Raw genomic sequence first — 20290 nt, 5'->3', positions numbered from 1 at the left:
CGCGAACTGTTGCCGGGCGGCAAGGAAGAGGCGGAGGATCGATGAGCTATCTCGACGAGCTGTTCTCAGTGGTCGGCAAGACCGCGCTCGTGACGGGAGCCGCGACCGGCATCGGCCGCATGGTGGCGACCGCTTTGGTCCAAGCCGGCGCCACCGTGATGATCGCTTCGCGCAAGGGCGAGGATTGCATCAAGGTCGCCGCTGAGTTGAACGGGCTCGGCGGCTCCGGCAGTGCCGAAGGCTTCGCCGGTGACGTCTCGAGCGAAGCAGGCATTGCCGCGCTGGTCAGCGAGGTCAAGGCGCGCACCGAGAAGCTGCACATCCTCGTCAACAATGCCGGCATATCCTGGGGCGCCTCGCTGGAGGATTTTCCCTATAGCGGCTGGGCCAAGGTGTTCGCCGTCAACGTCACCGCCGTCTTTCATCTGACGCGCGAATTGCTGCCGCTGCTGGAAGCCGCGGCCAGCGATGCCGATCCGGCCCGCGTCATCAATCTGGGCTCGGTGATGGGCACGCAGCCGCTGGCCGACGACGCCTATTCCTATACCGCGTCCAAGGGCGCCGTTCACCACCTGACGCGCACGCTGGCGATCGAACTCGCGGCGCGGCGCATCACCGTCAACGCCTTCGCGCCCGGTCCCTTCCAGAGCCGGATGACCGCCTTTGCCACGGGCACCGACGAAAAGGCCAGACATGTCGGCAGCCATGTCCCCATCGGCCGTATCGGCGTGGCGGATGACATCGGCGGCGCAACGCTCTATTTGTGCAGCCGTGCCGGTTCCTATGTCACCGGCGCCATCCTGCCGATCGACGGCGGGCAGTCGGTGCAGCATGGGCTGACACTGTTCAAGGAATGAGCCGCGGTCGGCGGCGAGGGGAGGACACCGCAGTGGAACCGATCAGTCTCGATGTGCTTCTGGCCAGCGTCGGCAAGGAAGTCGGCGTCTCGCCATGGCGCGAGGTCACACAGACCATGATCGACCAGTTCGCCGACGCCACCGACGACCACCAGTTCATCCATTGCGACCCCGAGCGGGCCAAAAACGAGACGCCGTTCGGCGGCACCATCGCGCATGGCTTCCTGTCGTTGTCGCTGCTCTCGGCGATGACCTTCGAGACCATGCCGCCGCTGGAAAAGGGCAAGATGGGCGTCAACCACGGTTTCGATTCGCTGCGCTTCCTGGCGCCGGTGAAGACCGGCGCGCGCATCCGCACCCGCTTCGTGCTGGCCGACGTCAAGGTCAGGCCGTCGGGCTGGGTGCAGACGGCGCATGACGTGACCATCGAGATCGAAGGCTCGAAGAAGCCGGCGCTGACGGCGCGCTGGCTGACGCTGACGCTGATCGAGCGTGAGCCGGAGACCGCATGAGCGGCGACGCCAACGCGCTGGACCAGACGGCACTAGCGCCCTATCTCGAGGCGCACATCCCGGGTTTTGCCGGGCTTCATTCCATCGAAAAATTCAAATCCGGCCAGTCGAACCCGACCTATCTGCTGACCGCGGCCAGCGGCCGCTATGTCCTGCGCGCCAAGCCGCCGGGCCAGTTGCTGAAATCGGCGCATCAGGTCGACCGCGAATTCACGGTCATGAAGGCGCTGGCCGGCACCGCCGTGCCGGTGCCGGCGATGCTGCATCTGTCGGCGGAGGCGACGCCGATCGGCCGCATGTTCTACGTCATGGATTTTCTCGACGGCCGCATCTTCTGGGATCCGGCAGTGCCGGAGGCCGCTGGCAACGATGAGCGCGCCGCCCTCTACGATGCCATGAACGCCACCCTGGCCGCCCTGCACGACGTCGATGTCGAGGCGGTCGGGCTCGGCGATTTCGGCAAACCCGGCAATTACTTCGAACGCCAGCTGGCACGCTGGACCAGCCAGTACCGCGCCTCGGAGACCGGCACGGTCGCCGACATGGACCTGCTGATCGCGTGGCTGGAGACGCATATGCCGGCCGATGACGGCCGAAAATCTCTCGTGCATGGCGACTACCGGCTGGACAACATGATCTTCGCGCACAATGAGTCGAAAGTGCTGGCCGTGCTCGACTGGGAACTGTCGACACTCGGCGATCCCTTCGCCGACATCGCCTATCAATGCATGCAATGGCGCCTGCCGCACGCCTCGGGCTTTCGCGGTCTTGGCGGCGTCGACCGCGCCGCCCTCGGCCTTCCTTCCGAGGACGCGTACGTCGCCGCCTATTGCCGGCGGCGCGGGCTGGGCGGCATCGACAATTGGAGCTTCTTCCTCGCCTTCTCCTTCTTCCGCTTGGCGGCCATCTGTCAGGGCGTCTACAAACGGGCGCTCGACGGCAACGCCTCCAATCCCGAAAAGGCCAGGACCTATGGCGAAGCGGTGAAGCTGCTGTCGCACCTTGCCGCCAAGCTGATCGACCGAACCTGAGTAGACAATGAGATAGTGTGGTCGGCGCGATTTGATGACAGATCGGATCAGTTCCGTTCCCCGACCGGGGAGCAAGCCCACACGGAGGCGGTGGCAACCGGCCTGGAAACAGGACGCAAACCGATCACCGTCTGTAGACAGAGCATGATGCCGAAAAGTGTGAAGCGGTTTTCGGACGACATCATGCTCTATCTATTTGATTTAGAGCCGGATTCAGATTCAGGTCAATTCGACCTGAAATCATCCGGCTCTAGCGCGCATCGCTGGAAATGAACTTCATGTGCCGGCTGACTTGCAGGGCGATGTAGACGACCAGCGAGCATCCGATCGGAAACACGATCTCAATGAGGCCGGTGGCGACAGCCTGCGGCAATGCCAGCGCAATGTCCTTGGCTGCGGCGGTCTCGATCGTCAGCGCCGTGATCCCGCCGCCGAACACCGCGCCGGCCAAGGCACCCGCCAGCATGAAATGCAGCGAGCGAGGTTCTTCCTTGGATGCCAGCGAAGCCAGCATCCAGCCCAGCAAGCCATACTCGATCGCCCGCAACATACCGAGCGTAGTGAGCGACAGGATCACGGGCTTTGCCGATACATCAAGCGCGCTCACCATCACCTTTTGCGTACCTTTGGCGATGCCCATGGCCAGCGGCCCCGAGATCATGGCGATCAGGCCGCCAAGCGAGGCTCGCACCTTGGTGATCGCCGTGCCGAGGCTGACGCCGGCGCAGACGAAGAATGACCAGGTCACGCCTTGCGCCAAGTCGATCAGAACCTGGGTTGGCGCCGGGTGCGAACCTGCCGCAAATCCGGCAGTCAGAATAAGCGCTTCCATGGCGAAGCCGATTGCGATCGCCAGCCATGCGACTATCACGACTCGCCTGAGCGCCAGCCTGGCGCCATGAGAAAGTGGATGTGCGCCCGGCAGCCCGGACGAAAGCTCTATCGCAGCCATAGAGGCCCCCCAAAACCGAAATTTCTTGCAGAGCCGCCAGATAGGCTTTGTTTGTAACGGTCCGATGTTGCCTGCGAGCGCCCATGTTACACATGCTGTGACATAGATGCTGGCGAAATAGACCAGAACGGACACGACTATTCGAGAGAAAGCTTGAGGTCGCTTTTTGATGTCCCTGGCAGCGCCCTTGCCCGTTTCCGTACAGCGTATATATTTAGCCATGCACAACCAACCAAAGGCACCGGGTCTTGCCACTGAGCGTCCAGAAACGCCGCGAAAAACAAAAAGCCGAACTGCGTTCCGAATTGCTCGACGCAGCCCACAAGCTCGTCAAGGAAGAAGGCTATGAAGGGCTGACCATCCGCAAGTTGGCCAAGCGGGTCGGCTATGCTCCGATGTCGGTCTATTCCTACTTCGCCGACAAGCAGGACATCCTGTTTGCGCTGGCCGAGGATGCCTTCGAAACACTTGCCCGCCGCATCGAGGAGCATCCTTCCGACGATCCGATCGAGGCCTTGCGTGCGGTGATGACCGAATATGCCGCCTTCGGGCTCGGCAACCCCAACGAATACCGCACCGTGTTCATGACCGAAAAGACCAAGCTGCCGGAAGGCAGAAGCTATGAGGACATGGAAGAGGCCAACCCGGCGATGAAAGCGCTGATATCCAGGGTCGAGGCCTGCGTTGCTGCAGGCAAGCTGCAGGGCGATCCGCGCGCCATCGCCACCATGCTTTGGGCAGTCGGCCACGGCACCATCTCGCTTTTGATCACGTTCCCGTTCTACCCCTTCGGCGATCCACAGGCTTTCGTGACGCGGATGTGCGATTTCACACTCGCCACGCTCAGCACCCAGAATGTGCCGCCGCTGACCGAGACCCCGGTCGACTGCTGAGCATCCCCGCCCCTCCAATTCAACGTCCGGCCTGACAGCTTCGGCTGTGTCAGTGCGACGCAATTTTCGGCATTCAAAAAATTTGTCGTACGCGTACGTTTTCCGACTTGAAAACCCATCTCGGTGGACGTATGTGTACGTTGTATCGTACATGTACGAAAAGAATTTAACCGATGGAGACTGACATGAACAAGACCCTTCTCGCCCTCGCCACCGTGCTGGCTCTCTCCGGCTCGGCTTTCGCCGCCAACAACACACACTCGACCAAGCAGGCCGCCACCTGCGTCGACACCACGACCAATGCCAAGCTCGATTGCGCCGTGACCGGCTCGGTCGAAAAGTCCGACGTCAAGGCCAAGAGCCCGCGTCTCGGCATCGAGATCAACCCATGGATCGTGCCGAGCACGTTCTAAGTTGATCGAGCTCGACCACCGAACAGCACAACGACTAATTTAAGGGCGGCAGGATAATCCCGGCCGCCCGTTTTTTCCTCAGCGCCCCCATTTTCTCAGCGCAAGCTGGGCTTCTCCGAGTTCAAACCTGGCGTAGCCGAACGGTTATTTCTTGCGCGGTTTGCGACCCGGCACCGTCTTGGCCTTGCCGGGTCTTGCCGGCGCGCCTGGGATGGCGGTCGAGGTGATCGACACCGGATCGCTGGCCGGAAACGTGTCCTCGAGGCCTTCCTCGAGTTCCTCTTCGGCAGTCACCTCGTGATGCTGCTCATGTTCGAGTGAGCGCACGGCGGACGTCTTGCCAGCTGACTTCGGCGGCGCTTTCGACGGCATCGTATGTTCTCCCTGATGAGGGAAGCAGAACGGCTTGACCCGTCAAACGTTCCTACGCCGCCGCGTCGCTGGCTGCTTCCGACAGGAAAGTAAAGACATAGTCCGAGAAGGAACGCCAGCACTCGACCCGGAAAGCGTCGGCTGCCGTGCGCAACAGCAGGATTTCGCACTTGCCGAGAATGGTGCGCGACGCCGCGCCCACCGGAAAAGCCTCGAGCGACAAATCCTGCGGGCAGCCTGCATTGATCGCGGCGGCAGCCGCCGGGCCGGTGACGGCGAAGGCGACGTTGCGGTGCGAGATGCCGACCGCCGAATGCAATGCGGTCACCTTGGCGCAGTCGGCAAGCGGATCCTTGCCGGCTTCGTCGATCACAAACCATTCGTCCGGTCCGAGCCACAGCGCCGTGCGGCCACCCTTGGCCGCCGAGGTCTTCGGCTGCTTCGGCAAGGTCAGGCCGAGCGCCTTCGACAGCGCCGCGACGGAAGCCTCCGGCGCGCGCAGCGACATGCGCTCCGCCGGCGGCAGCACCTCGACCTTGACATCCGTTGCGGAAACGACGCGTCCAGCCAGGGCCGGGCGGCGCTCGACCGACGGCGCTGCAGCTGGGGCCGTCTTCTTTGCAGCAGCCTTAGCCATTGAGGCGCCCTCCCGTCTCGTCGAAGAACACCATGCCGGTAACCTCGACTTCGATCACCCCGTTCGGCATCGGCACATAGAGCGTGTCGCCCATCCGGTCGCGGCCGCCGGCAACCAGCGCCAGCGCGATCGAGCGACCGCAATTTTCCGACCAGTAGCTGGATGTGACGTGACCGATCATCTTCATCGGGATCGCCTGCTTCGGGTCAGCGACGATCTGCGCGCCTTCCTCAAGCACCACTTTCGGGTCCTTGGTCTTCAAGCCGACCAGCTGCTTGCGGCCCTTGGCGACCAGATCGGGCCGCGTCAGGCCGCGAATGCCGACGAAATCGGTCTTCTTCTTGCCGACCGCCCAGTCGAGCCCGGCATCGTTCGGCGTCACCGTACCGTCCGTGTCCTGCCCGACGATGATGTAGCCCTTTTCGGCGCGCAGCACGTGCATCGCCTCGGTGCCGTAGGCAGTCGCGCCATGCTTTTGGCCCTCGGCCCACAGCGCTTCCCAGACGGCCTGGCCGTGATCGGCCGGCACGTTGACTTCAAAACCGCGCTCGCCGGTGAACGACATGCGAAACAGCCTGGTCGGCACGCCGCTGATCTTGCCTTCGCGCACCGACATATGCGGCAGCGCCTCGTCGGACATGTCGATGCCTTCGACCAAAGGCGCGATGATGTCGCGCGACTTCGGCCCCTGCACGGCGATGACCGCCCACTGTTCGGTGATCGAGGTCAGCCAGACGTTCAGATGCGGGAACTCGGTCTGGAGATAATCCTCCATATGGTTCATGACGCGGGGCGCGCCACCCGTTGTCGTCGTCACATGGAAACGATCCGGCGCCAGCCTGCCGACGACGCCGTCATCATAGATGAAACCATCCTCGCGCAGCATGATGCCATAGCGGCAGCGGCCGCGTTCCAGCTTCTCCCACGGATTGGTGTAGAGCAGTTCCATGAACCTGGCCGCATCCGGCCCGACCACTTCGATCTTGCCCAGCGTCGAGGCATCGAACAGGCCGGCATTGCTGCGGACCGCGACGCATTCGCGGTCGACCGCCTTGTGCATGTCTTCGCCCGCCTGGGGGAAATACCAGGCGCGCTTCCACTGCCCGACATCCTCGAACACCGCACCATGCGCTTCCGCCCAGGGATGGATCGCGGTCTTCCGTGTCGGGTCGAACAGCGGACCGCGCGAATGGCTGACTATCGCGCCGAAAGTGACAGGCGTATAGGGCGCGCGGAATGTGGTCAGCCCGACCTCGGGGATCGGCTTGCCAAGCGTCTCGGCGGCAATCGCAAGGCCGTGCATGTTGGACGTCTTGCCCTGGTCGGTCGCCATGCCGTTGGTGGTGAAGCGCTTGACGTGCTCGATCGAGCGCATGCCTTCATGCACCGCCTGGCGGATGTCCTTGGCGGTGACGTCGTTCTGAAAATCGACGAAGGCCTTGACCGTCTTGTCCGGCCCGGCGCCGGGCGCCGCGCCCAGCATGCCGCGCGACCAGCTTTCCGACGCGTCGACCTTCGGCTTTACGCCCTTGGCCACTTTGCCGCCCGCATCCTTCGCCGCCTTTGCGCCGGCCGCATAGGCCTCATCGATCGACGCCGAGAGCCCATCCGTACCGTTGCAGGCGCCGACCGAAACGCAGTCCTGCGCATAGATGCCCGGCACGAAGCGCTTGGTCTCGTCATTGAAGGCGACCTTGCCGCGCGACTGTGAGAACAGATGCACCGACGGCGTCCAGCCGGCCGACATCAGGATGGCGTCGACCGGAATGGTGCGCTCGCCGCCCCCATTCTTCGGCTGCACCGTCATCGAGGTCACGCGCAACTTGCCGCCGGCGCGGATCACCGCGCGGCCGAAATTGACCTCGATCCCGAGCGCCCTCGCCTCGTCGATCACAGGTCCGGTCGGATGGTCGCGCAGGTCGACGATCGCCGCCACGTTGACGCCGGCCTTCTTCAGGTCGATCGCGGCGGAGTAGGCCGAGTCATTTGCGGTGTAGACGCCGACATTTTTGCCGACCGCGACACCGTACTGGTTGAGATAAGTCCGCGCCGCCGAGGCCAGCATGATGCCGGGCCGGTCATTGTCGGCAAACACCATATGGCGTTCGATGGCGCCGGTCGCCAGCACCACGCGCTTGGCGCGTACCTGCCATAGGCGCTCGCGCGGCAAATCGTGGCCGGGGTTTTGCAGATGGTCGCTGACCCGCTCGACCAGGCCGACGAAGTTCTGCGCGTAGTAGCCGAACGCCGTCGTCCGCGACAAAACGCGGACATTGTCCAGGGCGGTGAGCTTGGCCACCGCGCCTTGCGCCCAGGCATAACCGTCCTGGCCGTCGATCTTCGCCCCGCTCTCGAAGCGCAGGCTGCCGCCGAAGCTGGCCTGTTCATCGGCGAGGATGACACGCGCGCCGGTTTCGGCAGCGGCGAGCGCTGCCGCAATGCCGGCCGCACCGCCGCCTAGCACCAGTACGTCGCAATGCGCATAGCGCGACGAATAATGGTCGGGATCTGGCTTGTCAGGCGAAACGCCGAGGCCGGCCGCGGCGCGGATCTTCGGCTCGTAGAGGCTCTTCCAGGCCGCCTTCGGCCACATGAAGGTCTTGTAGTAGAAACCGGCCGAAAACAGCGGCGATGCAATGTCGTTGACCGCGCCGACGTCGAAGGCGAGCGACGGCCAGCGGTTTTGCGAGTTGGCGACGAGCCCGTCATAGAGCTCCTGCACCGTGGCGCGGATGTTGGGCGCCTTGCGTGCCGCGTCGCGCTTGACCTCGACCAGCGCGTTGGGCTCTTCCGCTCCGGCCGACAGGAAGCCGCGCGGACGGTGATACTTGAACGAACGTCCCACCAAATGCACGCCATTGGCAAGCAGCGCCGAGGCCAGCGTGTCGCCTTCGATGCCGGTGTAAGACTGGCCGTCGAAAGAGAACCGCGCGGTCTTCGCCTGGCTGAGACGGCCGGCGCTCGGAATGCGGAACGCGCCGCTCATTTGGAAGCCATTTCGTTGGAGTTTTTGGGCAGCTTGGACGGTTTCGGCTCGCCGGCTTTGTAAGTCATGACGAACTTGTCGGTGACGGTGTCGCGCACCGCATTGAAGAAGCGTGCGCAGCCATGGATGTGGCGCCAGCGCTCATAGATGATGCCCTTGGGGTTCGAGCGGATGAAGAAGAACTTTTCAAAATCGTCGTCGCTCTCGCCCGCCATGTTGGCCGAACGCGCAATATGCGCCTCGCCGGCGTTACGGAACTCGAGCTCCGGGCGCTCTTCCTCGCAATAGGGGCAGCGGATGAGAAGCATTATCGTTCGTTCCTACAATTCGCCGTGGCCGACATGCGCGCCGGCCGGTTGGTTGCAAAGCCTCTGGCCCATCGCAGCAAAAGGCGCGACGAGCCGAATGCGCTCCTCTACACTTGCGGCGGGGCGAAACAGCTCGCGATACGCCATGTTGCCGATCGTGAGCTGAAACGGATCGGTCGTCACGATGACGCTGCGCGCATCGAATGTGTCGTCCTCGCCGAGATCGGAGGGCCTGTTCTCCATGAAGATGACCACCTTCTGGCCACCGCTCCACACGCATGCCAGAATGCCGGCGTCGATCGAAAACGGCCAATCGGCTTCGTTGCCGGCGCGGCTGATCGGCTGCGTCCGCACCTCGTCCGGTGACGGAAAATGGAACAGGTCCTGCTCCCCCGCCAGCACCAGCGGCACCGCTACAGCCAGTTCCACCATCATCAGTGCGCCACCGCCGCCGCTGCTGCCTCGTCGATGAGGCGCCCGGTGCGGAAGCGCTCGATGGTGAAGGGCGCGTTGATCGGATGCGGATCGTCCTTGGCAATCGTGTGGGCAAAGACATGGCCTGAGCCGGGCGTTGCCTTGAAGCCGCCCGTGCCCCAGCCGCAATTGACATAGAGGCCTGATACCGGCGTCTTGGCCAGGATCGGCGAACGGTCGGGCGTCACGTCGACGATGCCGCCCCACGAGCGCAGCATCTTCATGCGGGTGAAGATCGGGAACATCTCGCAGATGGCGTCCAGCGTATGCTGCAAAATGTGCAGGCCGCCGGTCTGCGAATAGGAGACATACTGGTCGGTACCGGCGCCGATCACCAGTTCGCCCTTGTCGGACTGCGAGATGTAGGCGTGCACCGTGTTCGACATCACCACGCAAGGCACCACCGGCTTAACCGGCTCCGACACCAGCGCCTGCAGCGGATAGCTTTCCAGCGGCATGCGCACGCCGGCCATGTTCATGATCACCGAGGAATGGCCTGCAGCCACCACACCGACCTTCTTGGCGCCGATGAAGCCGCGCGTCGTGTCGACGCCCATGACCGCGCCATTGGCCGCCCGCTTGACGCCGGTGACCTCGCAATTCTGGATGATGTGGACGCCGCGGGCCGAAGCGCCGCGCGCATAGCCCCAGGCCACCGCATCGTGACGCGCCGTGCCGCCTCGCCGCTGCAAGGCGGCGCCGACGACGGGATAGCGCGCCTGCCTGGAAATGTTGAGCGGCGGGCAGAATTCCTTCGCCTGCTCAGGCGTCAGCCATTCATTGTCGATGCCGTTGAGGCGATTGGCGTGGACATGGCGCTTCAGCACCTGGATGTCGTGCACATTGTGCGCCAGCATCATGACGCCGCGCGCCGAATACATGACGTTGTAGTTGAGTTCCTGGGAGAGCCCATCCCACAGCTTCAGCGCATGGTCGTAAATGCCGGCGCTCTCGTCGTAAAGGTAGTTGGAGCGGATGATGGTGGTGTTGCGCCCGGTGTTGCCGCCGCCTAGCCAGCCCTTTTCCAGCACCGCGACATTGGTGATGCCATGCACGGTGGCGAGATAGTAGGCGGTGGCCAGGCCATGACCGCCGGCGCCGACGATGATGACGTCATATTCCTTCTTCGGCTCCGGCGAGGACCATTGTTCCTCCCAGCCCTTGTGGCCGCGCATGGCCTCGCGGGCGATGGCGAATACCGAATATTTTTTCAACGTTCCAGCCTCGCAAATGGCGATGGGGTATTTTACGCAGCCCCGGCGCGCGAGGTGTATCACTAGCGAAACGGCGCTTCCACCCTTGCGCTGTTTGCGACGGCGCTTGCCGTTTTGCGCCGCGGTGGAAAAGACCTGCCCGGGCTGGCAGGCATGGCTGCGTTCGGACACACTGGCGATCGCGAGACTCTGGAGGACGAATATGGGCAACGCCTGGTGGAATCTGACCTTGCGTTTCCTGCTGGAACTTGCCGCCTTGCTTGGCCTCGGCTTTGCCGGCTGGAGCCTCTCCGGCGGATGGTGGCGCTGGCTCTTCGCCTTGGCCTTGCCGTTCATTGCAGTTGCGCTGTGGGGAACCTTCGCGGTGCGCGGCGATCCGAGCCGGTCCGGACGCGCGCCGGTTCCTGTACCAGGCGCAGTCAGGCTGGTGCTTGAACTGGCCATCCTGTTTGGCGGTGCAGCCGGATTCTATGCCGCCGGTCACACGACTACGGGCGTTGTCATCACGCTGCTCATCGCCATCAGCTACGCATTTTCGCTCGATCGCCTCGGCTGGCTGCTGAGCAATAGTCCGGCGCGCGGCGCTTGTGCCGCTGCGAAGCCATTCAGCAAGTCGAGCACGTATCGGGTGGCTAGCACCGTCCCGAACTGCGATCAACATCCCGGTTGCCGGCACAGCCGGCGCGATGAAAGGATGTAAAAAATGTTCGCACTCACCAATAAAATAGCGATCGTCACCGGCGCCAGTTCCGGCATCGGCCGCGCCACCGCAAAACTCTTCGCCGAAGAAGGCGCCAGGGTCGTCATCGCCGCCCGCCGCCAGGCCGAACTCGATGCGCTGGTCGTCGAAATCGAGGACGCCGACGGCACGGCAGTCGCGCTTGCCGGCGATGTCCGCGACGAAGCCTATGCAAAAGCCCTCGTCGATCTCGCCGTCGAAAAATTCGGCGGGCTCGATATCGCCTTCAACAATGTCGGCTCCGTCGGAACGATGGGTCCGATTTCGGAACTGTCGCTGGACGGATGGCGCGAGACGCTCGACGCCAATCTGACCAGCGCCTTTCTCGGCGCGAAATACCAGGTGCCGGCGATGGTCGAACGCGGTGGCGGATCGCTGATCTTCACCTCGACCTTCGTCGGTCACACAGTCGGCATGCCGGGCATGACCAGCTATGCCGCGAGCAAGGCCGGACTGATCGGCCTGACGCAGGTGCTGGCCGCCGAATACGGCCCCAGGGGCGTGCGGGTCAACGCGCTGATGCCGGGTGGCACCGACACGCCGTCGGCAACATTCAAGACGCCGGAATCACGCGCTTTCGTGGAAAACCTGCATGCCTTGAAACGTGTGGCTGTGCCTGAAGAGATCGCCCGCGCTGCGCTCTTCCTGGCATCGGATGCGTCGAGCTTCACCACAGGATCGGCGCTGTTCGCCGATGGCGGCGTCTCGATCACCCGGACGTGAAGCATTTCGCGGGTCATCGCCCGCGCCGATCAGCCATAGAACCCGAAACCGGACTTGCTTTTTCCTCGCGATTTGGCGATTCGGTTTCGGGTGAGGAGGACGGACATGCTGCTGATCAGGACCTATGTCGCCCAGAGCGCAATCGAAGGCGTCGGCGTGTTCGCCGCCGAGCCGATCAGGAAGGGCGCCTCGATCTGGCGGCTCGATCCGGATTTCGACCGGCTGATCCCGATGGACAAATACGAGGCGGCGCCGCCGCACCTCAAGGAATTGCTCGACCGCTATGCCTATCCGAGCCCCGACCGTCCCGGCTTCATGGTCTATGAAGTCGATAATGGCCGCTTCATGAACCACGCCGAGCGGCCGAACACGGATTTTTCGCAATATGGCGGCGCCACCGCCACTCGAGATATATCAGCCGGCGAGGAAATTACCTGCGATTACGGCGAATTCTTCGAGGATTTCGCACGGCTCCATCTGGCCAGCGCCTAGTTGGCGCCCTATCTCGGGGCTGCCGTGGCAAATTGGCGGTTGTCCTTCATTTCCAGTGTGGACAGCGCGGCCTGATTCTGCTATCAGCCGCCACAATTCGTGGTGTAAAGCGCCGCGGAGGCATGTGGCTATGGTCACTTGCCTGTTGATATCAAACCCGAAAGACAGGATTGCCCGTGCAGGTACTCGTCCGCGACAATAACGTTGATCAGGCGCTTCGCGCTCTCAAGAAGAAGATGCAGCGCGAAGGCATTTTCCGCGAAATGAAGATGCGCGGCCATTACGAGAAGCCTTCCGAGAAGCGCGCCCGTGAAAAGGCCGAAGCCGTTCGCCGCGCCCGCAAGCTGGCCCGCAAGCGCGCCCAGCGCGAAGGCCTGCTGCCGATGACGCCGCGCCCGGTTGCTGCCGGCGCCGCCGGTGGTCCTGGTGGTGCTCCGCGTCCGCCGCGGTTCTGACGCCAATTTTTCGTCCTTTTCGAAGGATACTCAGAGGTGGCGCGATGCGGAATCGCCGCCACCTTTTTGTTTGGAGCGCCGCCATTCTGTTGGAGGCCGTTCCCTTGAACGCGCAAACGGCGTTCTAGATTTTGTTACGAGAATCTGTGACCCGGCCCGGAGGGGGACCTGGACGGCGCGGCTGAAGTGAGGACAGGGCAGACATGAACGCAATCGGCGTAGAGCGCAGAACCACAATGCGCGGTTTGGCCCTGGCGGCAGCCCTGATGTCCGGCCTGGTGCTTGCCAGTTGCCAGAGCGTTCCGACCGGCGAATTCAACAACATCGACAAGGCGCAAGGCTCGAGCGAGAACATCTCCTCGCTGTCGGCGGTGATCCAGCGCAATCCGCAGGATCCGGAAGGCTACAATGTGCGCGGCTCGGCCTATGGCCGTGGCGGCCAGTATCAGGCGGCGCTGAAGGATTTCGACACCGCCATCCAGCTCAACCCGAATTTCTACCAAGCCTATTCGAACCGGGCGCTGATCCAGCGCTTCCTCGGCAACCAGGCGGCCGCCCTTGCCGACTACAACCGCTCGATCCAGATCAATGCAAATTATGACGCCGCCTATATCGGCCGCGGCAACCTTTATCGCAAGGCAGGCCAGACCCAGCAGGCCTTCAACGATTTCCAGAAGGCGATCCAGCTCGACACCACGGATGCCCGCGCCTACCACAATCGCGGCCTGATCTATCAAAGCCAGGGCCAGCACAAGTTTGCCATCGAGGATTTCTCGACCGCCATCTCGCTGGCGCCGGACGCCGCCGAACCCTACAACGGCCGCGGCCTCTCCTATCTCGCCATGAATGACGAGGACAACGCCTTCTCCGACTTCAACATGGCCATCAAGCTCGACGGCAAGAACGCCGAAGCCTGGTCCAACCAGGCGCTGATCTACGAGCGCCGCGGCGACAAGGTCAAGGCCTCGAAGGCCTACCGCGAAGCCGTCCATCTCGACCCGACCTACCAGCCGGCCAAGGACGGCCTGTCGCGCACATCGGGCGCCACCGCCGGCTGAGATGCAGCCGGCGCGCCGCCATCCGCGGCCTTTTATAACAACGTTCCATTCCTGATGCAGTGCGCCGCTTGAGCGGTTTCTCCCCGGGAAAGCGCAGAGCGCTTCCGCTAGGGATGCGTATCCAGAAAACCCCACTATCACCCAATCTTAACCACCGGGGGCAAAGCGTTAACCCTTGCCTTGATCGCGCCAAGTTTTCAGCGGAACGCTCCGGGCCATTCAACCGTTGTTGAAGGCATTTTTCGAAAGGACTGACCCATGATCAAGAAAATCATCTGTGCCGCGGCACTTGCCACGACGCTGCTTGCCGTTCCCGCCAGCGCCGGCAAGCTTCAGCTCGGCACGCTCGATTGCACCATCGACGGCGGCGTCGGTTACGTCATCACGTCGAACAAGGGCGTCGACTGCACGTTCCGTCCTTATCACCATGGGCCGTCCGAGAAATACACGGGGATGATCTCCAAGCTCGGCGTCGATCTCGGCCAGACGCATCAGGGCCAGCTGGTGTGGGCGGTTCTGGCCGCCACCCGCGGCCATGACGAGGGCGACCTTGCCGGCCATTATTACGGCGTCAACGCCGAGGCGAGCGTGGTGACCGGCGGCGGCGCCAATCTGCTGGTCGGCGGGCTGGACGGCGCCTTTGTGCTGGAGCCGCTCAGCGTCCAGGCGCAGACCGGCGTCAATGTAGCGGTCGCCGTGACCTCCCTGGAGCTGATCCACTCGTTCAAATAAGCATCGGCAAATAAGGATCGACTGATCCCTCTACGCGCGGCGCGGAACAGGTTACTGTTTCGCGCCGCATGCTTTTTGGGGGATCCGCCGTGCTGAAACCAGCCATCGCCGCCGCTATCACCATCATCTGTACCGCCCAGGCCCAAGCGCAAGGCCAGGGTATCGAACTCGGTGTGCTCGATTGCGCCATCGGCGGCGGCACCGGCTTCATCTTCGGCTCCAGCAAGGATCTGAGCTGCACCTTCACGCCGGCCGACAAGAGCTTTTCGCCGGAAGCCTATTTCGGCGCCGTCAACAAATACGGGCTCGACATCGGCACCACCAAGCAGACCGTCATGCAATGGCTGGTGCTGACGCCGCTGAGGAACATCTATGCGCCCGGCGCGTTGGCCGGCGACTATATCGGCGCCAGCGCCGAAGTGACCGCGGCGGTCGGCGCCGGCGCCAATCTCCTGGTCGGCGGCTCCTCGCAGGCCTTCACTCTGCAGCCGCTCAGCCTGCAGACGCAGACCGGTATCAACATTGCCATCGGCGTCAGCCAGTTTCAGCTGCGCAGCATTGAGAACTGACCGGCGCATCAAGCGGAGAGGTTTCCGGCCAATCTCGACCGTCTGCACTTCGACAAAAAGCCACTTGAGCTCAACTGCGCTTGAGGTTTTACAACTCGCCTGACTGAAACAGCGCGCATGGCCCCGCCGGAAAGCCCCCACTGGCTTCTGGCGCCATGCGCCGGCATCGAGATATGCAAAGGCAGGGTAAAAGAATGACTGAAATCACCAGCAACAAGGTCGACTGGCGGGCATTGTGGGCAAGCGGCGACCTCGCGCGCTTCTGCTTCATCAGCCTCGGCATCCTGCTGCACGCCACCAACGAGACGATGGTGGCGACGGTCATGCCGGCCATGGTCGGGGACCTCGCCGGTGTGCAGTTCGTCGGCTGGTCGCTGGCCGTCTACGAGCTCGGCGCCATTGTCGCCGGCGCAGCGGCCGGGCGGCTGGTCAGCTATGTCGCTCTACGCTCCAACGTCACGGTCGCCGCCCTGCTCTATGCCGTGGGCGCACTGATCTGCGCCACCGCGCCGTCCATGCCGGTGTTTCTTGGCGGCCGTCTGGTCGAGGGTCTCGGCGGCGGTGCGCTGGTGTCGCTGGCCTTCGTCTCGGTCGAGCGGCTGTTTAACCGCAGCATCTGGCCACAGCTGTTCGGCATCATGTCGGCGATCTGGGGCGTCGCCGCCTTCAGCGGCCCGATGCTCGGCGCGATCATGGTCGAGCTCCTGTCCTGGCGCTGGGCCTTCGGCGTCTTCGTGCTGGGTGGCATCGCCATGGCATCGGCAAGCTTCATCGTCCTGAACACGCCGGAAGCGACGAAGCCGCAAGCCGCCGCCGGCACCTCGCCGCCCTTCCCCTTTGCAGCACTTGGCTGCCTCGCCATCGCCGTCGTGCTGATCGCCACCGCAGGCGTCGACGTCGCCTTGCTTCGATCGTCGCTGCTGCTGGTCCTCGGCCTCGCCGGCCTGGCGCTGTTCGTTTTCGTCGACGCCATGAAGCCGCAATCGCGACTGTTCCCGTCGGGCCTGTTCTCATGGCGCTCGCCGGTCGGCAGCGGCATGAGCATGGTTGCCGCCTTCTCGGTGGCGACAGTCTCTTTTTCCATCTACGGGCCGCTTCTGCTTACCACGCTGCACGGCATCCCGATCCTGACCACAGGCTACATCATCGCCGCCGAATCGATCGCCTGGTCGATCCTGTCGATCGCCGTCGCCAATGCGCCGCTGCAGCGCGAACGGCAGATCCTCGTCATCGGCGCGCTGATGATTGCAGCCGGCCTCGCCGGTTTCGCCTATGCCATCCCCGCCGGCTCGATCCCGGTGATCCTGCTCTGCGCTTTGTTGCAAGGCGGTGGCTTCGGCGTGTCATGGCCCTTCCTGACCCGCATCATCGTCGCCTCGGCCCGCGACGGCGAGCAGACGATCGCCTCGGCCGCCGTGCCGACCATGCAGCGCATCGGCTACGCCGTGGGCGCCGCCATGGCCGGCATCATCGCCAATGCCAGCGGCTTTTCGGACGGGCTGAACCGCGAGGCAGCAGCGCACGTCGCCGGCTGGCTGTACCTGGCCTTCGTGCCACTTGGCATTGTCGGTTGCCTGGCGGCGTTGAAGATGGCTTTGGCGGCACGCCGGCCGCAATTGGCGACAGGCTGAGGGCACGGCGGATGGAGAATTTGGCGACAGCATTCCGCCGGCGCTGTCGGCGTCAAATGCCCTCGACCACAAGGCTGCTTGCAAGACCATGGCCTGCCCGATTGCGGAACCGGCGGCCGCTCAGGCTTGCAAACGCTCGGCGATGAGCGCGGCGAGCCGCGCCGCCACCTCGTCCTTGCCCATCTCAGGCCATTCCTCGACGCCGTCCTCCGAGACGATGCGCACCTTGTTGCGGTCGCCGCCCATGACGCCGGTGGGGCCGACGCCGCTTTCATGCGAGACATCGTTGGCGACAATGAAATCGGCGCCCTTCTTCTTCAGCTTGGCCTCGGCATTGGCAATCAGGTCCTGCGTCTCGGCGGCGAAGCCGACAACCAGCCCCGGCCGTTGCCCGTGATGACCGACGCCGGCGAGAATGTCGGGGTTTTCGACCATTTGCAGCGCCGGTGGGCCCTGGCCCGCCACCTTCTTGATCTTCTCGCCGGCCGTGCCAGCGGTGCGCCAGTCGGCGACGGCAGCTACGAAGACCGCGGCGTCCGCCGGCAACAACTGTTCGACGGCCGCTTTCATCTCGGCCGCGGTCTCCACATGCGTCGTCACAACGCCGGCCGGATCGGCAATGCCAACCGGACCGGAGACCAGGCGTACATCCGCGCCCAGTCTTGCCAGCGCTGCCGCAATCGCATGGCCCTGCTTGCCCGAAGAGCGGTTGGCGATGTAGCGCACCGGGTCGATCGGCTCATGCGTCGGCCCCGAGGTGACGATGATCCTGCGGCCGGCCAGCGGCTTCGGCCTGCTGTCGAGCAGTGCCTCGATCACTGCCACGATCTCCAGCGGCTCGGCCATGCGGCCCTCGCCCGCCTCGTTGCTTTCCGCCATCTCGCCCTTGGCCGGGCCGACGAAGGCGATGCCATCCTTGGCGAGCGTCGCCCGGTTGCGGCTCGTCGCGGCATGCGACCACATTTTCGGGTTCATCGCCGGCGCCATCAGCACCTTCTTGTCGGTGGCGAGCAGCACCGTCGAGGCCAGATCGTTGGCATGGCCGTTGGCGAGCTTGGCCATCAGGTCGGCGGTGGCCGGCGCCACCACCAAGAGGTCGGCCTCGCGCGACAGGCGGATATGGCCGACATCGTGCTCGTCACTGCGGTCGAACAGTTCGGTGAAGACATGGTCGGCCGAAAGCGCGCCGACCGAAAGCGTGGTGACGAACTCCTGCGCCGCCGATGTCATCACGACGCGCACCGCCGCACCGCGCTCGCGCAGCCGGCGGATCAGGTCCAGCGCCTTGTAGGCGGCGATGCCGCCGCCGATGATCAGCAGGATGCGCTTGCCGTCGAGGGTGCTGTGCGTTTTTGTGGATTGACCTCGCTGGGACAGATCGTTGTCAAAACCTCCATGAGGCTCAACCAAGCGGCGGATTGTTGCATGGAGGGTTTCGCTCTCGGGCATGCCGGCTTCCGCCGACAGCACGCTTTTGGCAAGCGCATCACGCGCCTCTTCCTCCATCGACACCCCGCGCGCCGCAGCGCGCTCACGCAATTTCTGCTTCACGTCGTCAGCTAGATTGCGGACAGTAATGGTGCCCATGACTTGCTCCGCGACATCAATAGCGCGACTGCAACGCTAGCACCACAGTTGCTAGCGTTGCAAGCGATCAGAGCAGCTTCCACGCGATATACACCAGCGTCAGCGCGATGACCCACAGCGCCATGCGGCCGGAGCGGGTGTAGCGCGCTTCGGCCTTACCGATGGCGCGCGATGTCGCTTCGTCGAAGCGCAGGCCGTGTTCGGCCATAAAATCGATCTCGCGCGACAGCCGTTCGGTGCGGGCGGCAAGATCGGGCGCTTGGCGGGCCAGCGCCAGCAGCGCCTTGGCGCCGTCGCGCGCGTCCATCAGCAGGCCGCTCGGGCCGAGATTGCCGGCGATCCACTGGCCGACCACCGGCTCGGCCGTCTTCCACATGTTGAAGGCCGGGTCGAGCGTGCGCGCGACGCCTTCGACCACCACCATGGTCTTCTGCAACAGGATCAGTTCCGACCGCGTGGCCATATCGAACAGTTCGGTGACCTCGAAGAGCAGCGTCAGAAGCTTCGCCATCGAGATGGTTTCAGCCGGCTGGCCATGGATCGGCTCGCCGATGGCGCGAATGGCCTGCGCGAAAGCCGCGACATTGTGCTGACGCGGCACGTAGCCGGCCTCGAAATGCACCTCGGCGACGCGCAGATAGTCGCGCGTGATGAAGCCGTAGAGGATTTCGGCGAGGAACCGGCGCTCCTTCTTGCCGAGCCGTCCGGCAATGCCGAGATCGACGGCGACGATATTGCCATTGGCCTCGACGAACAGATTGCCTGGATGCATGTCGGCATGGAAGAAGCCGTCGCGCAGCGTGTGACGCAGGAACGACTGGATCAGGTTGGTGGCGATCGCCTTCAGATCGTGCCCCGCCGCCGCGAGGCCGGCGATGTCGTTCATCTTGACGCCGTCGACCCATTCCATGGTCAGCACATCGCGCCCGGTGCGCTCCCAGTCGACCGACGGCACGCGGAAGCCCGGATCGTCCTTGGTGTTTTCGCCCAGTTCCGAAAGTGCGGCCGCCTCGAGGCGAAGATCCATCTCGATCTTGGTGGTCTGCGCCAGCGTCTCGGTCACCTCGACCGGCCGCAGCCGGCGCGACGACGGGATGTATTTCTCCTGCAGCCGGGCGGCGAGGAAATAGCTTTCGAGATCCTGGAAGAAGCGGCGGCGCACGCCAGGCCGGATCACCTTCACCGCCACCTTGGTATCGACACCGTCATGCATGGCTTGCGCGGGATGAACCTGGGCGATGGAGGCCGCCGCGACCGGCCCGCCGAACTGCGTATAGAGTTCGCCGATCTTGCGCCCGAGCGAGCCCTCGATCGCCGCCACCGCTTCCGCCTGCGAAAAAGTGTGCATCTTGTCCTGCAGCATGGCGAGGTCGAGCGCCATGTCGTTGCCGACGACATCAGGCCGCGTCGCCAGGAACTGGCCGAGCTTGACGTAGGAGGGTCCGAGCCGGACCACCGCCTTGGCCAGCCGGTCGCTGCGCTCATAAGCGAGCGCGCGGCGGCGGGTGAAGAGCCGGGCCATGCGCCAGCCGAATTTCGGCAGGCCGCCGAGTTCGTCGCCAGGCAATGCTGCGATCACGCCTTCGCGAACCAGCACCCAGCCGGCCCGTGCGAGCCGAAAGGCGGCGCCGACGCTGCTCATCGCCTACCCTGCT

Annotated in this window: 22 protein-coding genes; 13 read left to right on the top strand and 9 right to left on the bottom strand. The window is 63.9% G+C overall.

Going from position 1 to position 20290, the window contains the following annotated elements; genetic code table 11:
- Nucleotides 1-41 precede the first annotated feature (41 nt).
- Genes NKL04_RS31080 through NKL04_RS31070 form a run of 3 tightly spaced genes read left to right on the top strand, consistent with a single transcriptional unit; the run spans nucleotide 42 to nucleotide 2400 of the window.
- The gene (locus NKL04_RS31080; RefSeq protein ID WP_023701001.1) at nucleotides 42-857 is read left to right on the top strand and encodes an SDR family oxidoreductase; all 816 of its coding nucleotides are present in this window, start codon (nucleotides 42-44) and stop codon (nucleotides 855-857) included.
- The gene (locus NKL04_RS31075; protein WP_280791431.1) at nucleotides 854-1369 is read left to right on the top strand and encodes a MaoC family dehydratase; all 516 of its coding nucleotides are present in this window, start codon (nucleotides 854-856) and stop codon (nucleotides 1367-1369) included. The genes NKL04_RS31080 and NKL04_RS31075 overlap by 4 nt, the downstream gene beginning before the upstream one ends.
- Nucleotides 1366-2400: a phosphotransferase family protein gene (locus NKL04_RS31070; protein WP_023700999.1), complete on the top strand. Its 1035-nt coding sequence runs from the start codon at nucleotides 1366-1368 to the stop codon at nucleotides 2398-2400. The genes NKL04_RS31075 and NKL04_RS31070 overlap by 4 nt, the downstream gene beginning before the upstream one ends.
- A gap of 250 nt (nucleotides 2401-2650) precedes the next feature.
- Here NKL04_RS31070 and NKL04_RS31065 read toward each other — a convergent pair whose 3' ends face one another.
- On the bottom strand, nucleotides 2651-3607 hold the full coding sequence (locus NKL04_RS31065) for a hypothetical protein (protein WP_156932556.1): 957 nt from the start codon (nucleotides 3605-3607) through the stop codon (nucleotides 2651-2653).
- On the opposite strand from NKL04_RS31065, the gene NKL04_RS31060 reads away from it, so the two are divergent.
- The gene (locus NKL04_RS31060) at nucleotides 3601-4245 is read left to right on the top strand and encodes a TetR/AcrR family transcriptional regulator (RefSeq protein WP_023671149.1); all 645 of its coding nucleotides are present in this window, start codon (nucleotides 3601-3603) and stop codon (nucleotides 4243-4245) included. The genes NKL04_RS31065 and NKL04_RS31060 overlap by 7 nt on opposite strands.
- A gap of 185 nt (nucleotides 4246-4430) precedes the next feature.
- Nucleotides 4431-4658, top strand: a complete 228-nt coding sequence (locus NKL04_RS31055; RefSeq protein WP_023686456.1) for a hypothetical protein — start codon at nucleotides 4431-4433, stop codon at nucleotides 4656-4658.
- Nucleotides 4659-4802: 144 nt separating this feature from the next.
- Here the strand turns inward: NKL04_RS31055 and NKL04_RS31050 are convergent, their stop codons facing one another.
- The 6 genes from NKL04_RS31050 to NKL04_RS31025 are packed head-to-tail and all read right to left on the bottom strand — an operon-like array spanning nucleotide 4803 to nucleotide 10649.
- Nucleotides 4803-5030: a hypothetical protein gene (locus NKL04_RS31050; RefSeq protein WP_023671147.1), complete on the bottom strand. Its 228-nt coding sequence runs from the start codon at nucleotides 5028-5030 to the stop codon at nucleotides 4803-4805.
- A gap of 52 nt (nucleotides 5031-5082) precedes the next feature.
- Complete coding sequence (locus NKL04_RS31045; RefSeq protein WP_023686457.1) at nucleotides 5083-5667, bottom strand: sarcosine oxidase subunit gamma; 585 nt, start codon at nucleotides 5665-5667, stop codon at nucleotides 5083-5085.
- Entirely contained in the window at nucleotides 5660-8653 is a 2994-nt protein-coding gene (locus NKL04_RS31040) for a sarcosine oxidase subunit alpha (protein WP_023700997.1), read from the bottom strand. Before NKL04_RS31040 ends, NKL04_RS31045 begins: the two co-directional genes overlap by 8 nt.
- The gene (locus NKL04_RS31035; protein ID WP_023683197.1) at nucleotides 8650-8961 is read right to left on the bottom strand and encodes a sarcosine oxidase subunit delta; all 312 of its coding nucleotides are present in this window, start codon (nucleotides 8959-8961) and stop codon (nucleotides 8650-8652) included. Before NKL04_RS31035 ends, NKL04_RS31040 begins: the two co-directional genes overlap by 4 nt.
- 12 nt (nucleotides 8962-8973) lie before the next feature.
- The gene (locus tag NKL04_RS31030) at nucleotides 8974-9396 is read right to left on the bottom strand and encodes a hypothetical protein (RefSeq protein ID WP_023700996.1); all 423 of its coding nucleotides are present in this window, start codon (nucleotides 9394-9396) and stop codon (nucleotides 8974-8976) included.
- Nucleotides 9396-10649, bottom strand: coding sequence for a sarcosine oxidase subunit beta (locus tag NKL04_RS31025; protein ID WP_023686460.1), 1254 nt, complete (start codon nucleotides 10647-10649; stop codon nucleotides 9396-9398). Before NKL04_RS31025 ends, NKL04_RS31030 begins: the two co-directional genes overlap by 1 nt.
- Here NKL04_RS31025 and NKL04_RS31020 point away from each other — a divergent pair.
- The 8 genes from NKL04_RS31020 to NKL04_RS30985 all read left to right on the top strand — a co-directional run bounded on the left by NKL04_RS31020 (nucleotide 10624) and on the right by NKL04_RS30985 (nucleotide 17048).
- Nucleotides 10624-11349: a YrdB family protein gene (locus NKL04_RS31020; protein ID WP_245271390.1), complete on the top strand. Its 726-nt coding sequence runs from the start codon at nucleotides 10624-10626 to the stop codon at nucleotides 11347-11349. The genes NKL04_RS31025 and NKL04_RS31020 overlap by 26 nt on opposite strands.
- A 3-nt stretch (nucleotides 11350-11352) precedes the next feature.
- Nucleotides 11353-12111: an SDR family oxidoreductase gene (locus NKL04_RS31015; RefSeq protein ID WP_023671140.1), complete on the top strand. Its 759-nt coding sequence runs from the start codon at nucleotides 11353-11355 to the stop codon at nucleotides 12109-12111.
- Between the two features lie 105 nt (nucleotides 12112-12216).
- Nucleotides 12217-12603, top strand: coding sequence for an SET domain-containing protein (locus NKL04_RS31010; RefSeq protein ID WP_023671139.1), 387 nt, complete (start codon nucleotides 12217-12219; stop codon nucleotides 12601-12603).
- Between the two features lie 176 nt (nucleotides 12604-12779).
- Nucleotides 12780-13058: a 30S ribosomal protein S21 gene (rpsU, locus tag NKL04_RS31005; protein WP_023671138.1), complete on the top strand. Its 279-nt coding sequence runs from the start codon at nucleotides 12780-12782 to the stop codon at nucleotides 13056-13058.
- Nucleotides 13059-13261: 203 nt separating this feature from the next.
- Nucleotides 13262-14116 carry a tetratricopeptide repeat protein gene (locus tag NKL04_RS31000; protein WP_023700994.1) on the top strand — a complete coding sequence of 285 codons (855 nt, stop codon included), beginning with the start codon at nucleotides 13262-13264 and terminating at the stop codon, nucleotides 14114-14116.
- Between the two features lie 258 nt (nucleotides 14117-14374).
- Nucleotides 14375-14848 carry a DUF992 domain-containing protein gene (locus tag NKL04_RS30995; RefSeq protein WP_023671136.1) on the top strand — a complete coding sequence of 158 codons (474 nt, stop codon included), beginning with the start codon at nucleotides 14375-14377 and terminating at the stop codon, nucleotides 14846-14848.
- An 89-nt stretch (nucleotides 14849-14937) separates the two neighbouring features.
- Nucleotides 14938-15417 (top strand): DUF992 domain-containing protein, encoded by a 480-nt coding sequence (locus NKL04_RS30990; RefSeq protein WP_023671135.1) that lies wholly within the window; start codon nucleotides 14938-14940, stop codon nucleotides 15415-15417.
- A 194-nt stretch (nucleotides 15418-15611) separates the two neighbouring features.
- Nucleotides 15612-17048, top strand: a complete 1437-nt coding sequence (locus tag NKL04_RS30985) for an MFS transporter (protein ID WP_023740927.1) — start codon at nucleotides 15612-15614, stop codon at nucleotides 17046-17048.
- Nucleotides 17049-17168: 120 nt separating this feature from the next.
- Here NKL04_RS30985 and coaBC read toward each other — a convergent pair whose 3' ends face one another.
- The gene (coaBC, locus tag NKL04_RS30980; protein ID WP_023700992.1) at nucleotides 17169-18635 is read right to left on the bottom strand and encodes a bifunctional phosphopantothenoylcysteine decarboxylase/phosphopantothenate--cysteine ligase CoaBC; all 1467 of its coding nucleotides are present in this window, start codon (nucleotides 18633-18635) and stop codon (nucleotides 17169-17171) included.
- A gap of 67 nt (nucleotides 18636-18702) precedes the next feature.
- The gene (ubiB, locus tag NKL04_RS30975) at nucleotides 18703-20277 is read right to left on the bottom strand and encodes a 2-polyprenylphenol 6-hydroxylase (RefSeq protein WP_023683189.1); all 1575 of its coding nucleotides are present in this window, start codon (nucleotides 20275-20277) and stop codon (nucleotides 18703-18705) included.
- Nucleotides 20278-20290: the final 13 nt, after the last annotated feature.

It is taken from the genome of Mesorhizobium sp. C264A, assembly GCF_040324515.1.
GTDB lineage: Bacteria > Pseudomonadota > Alphaproteobacteria > Rhizobiales > Rhizobiaceae > Mesorhizobium.
The sequence above is the reverse complement of the archived record's forward strand: the minus strand, read 5'-3'. Positions and strand labels throughout refer to the sequence as shown.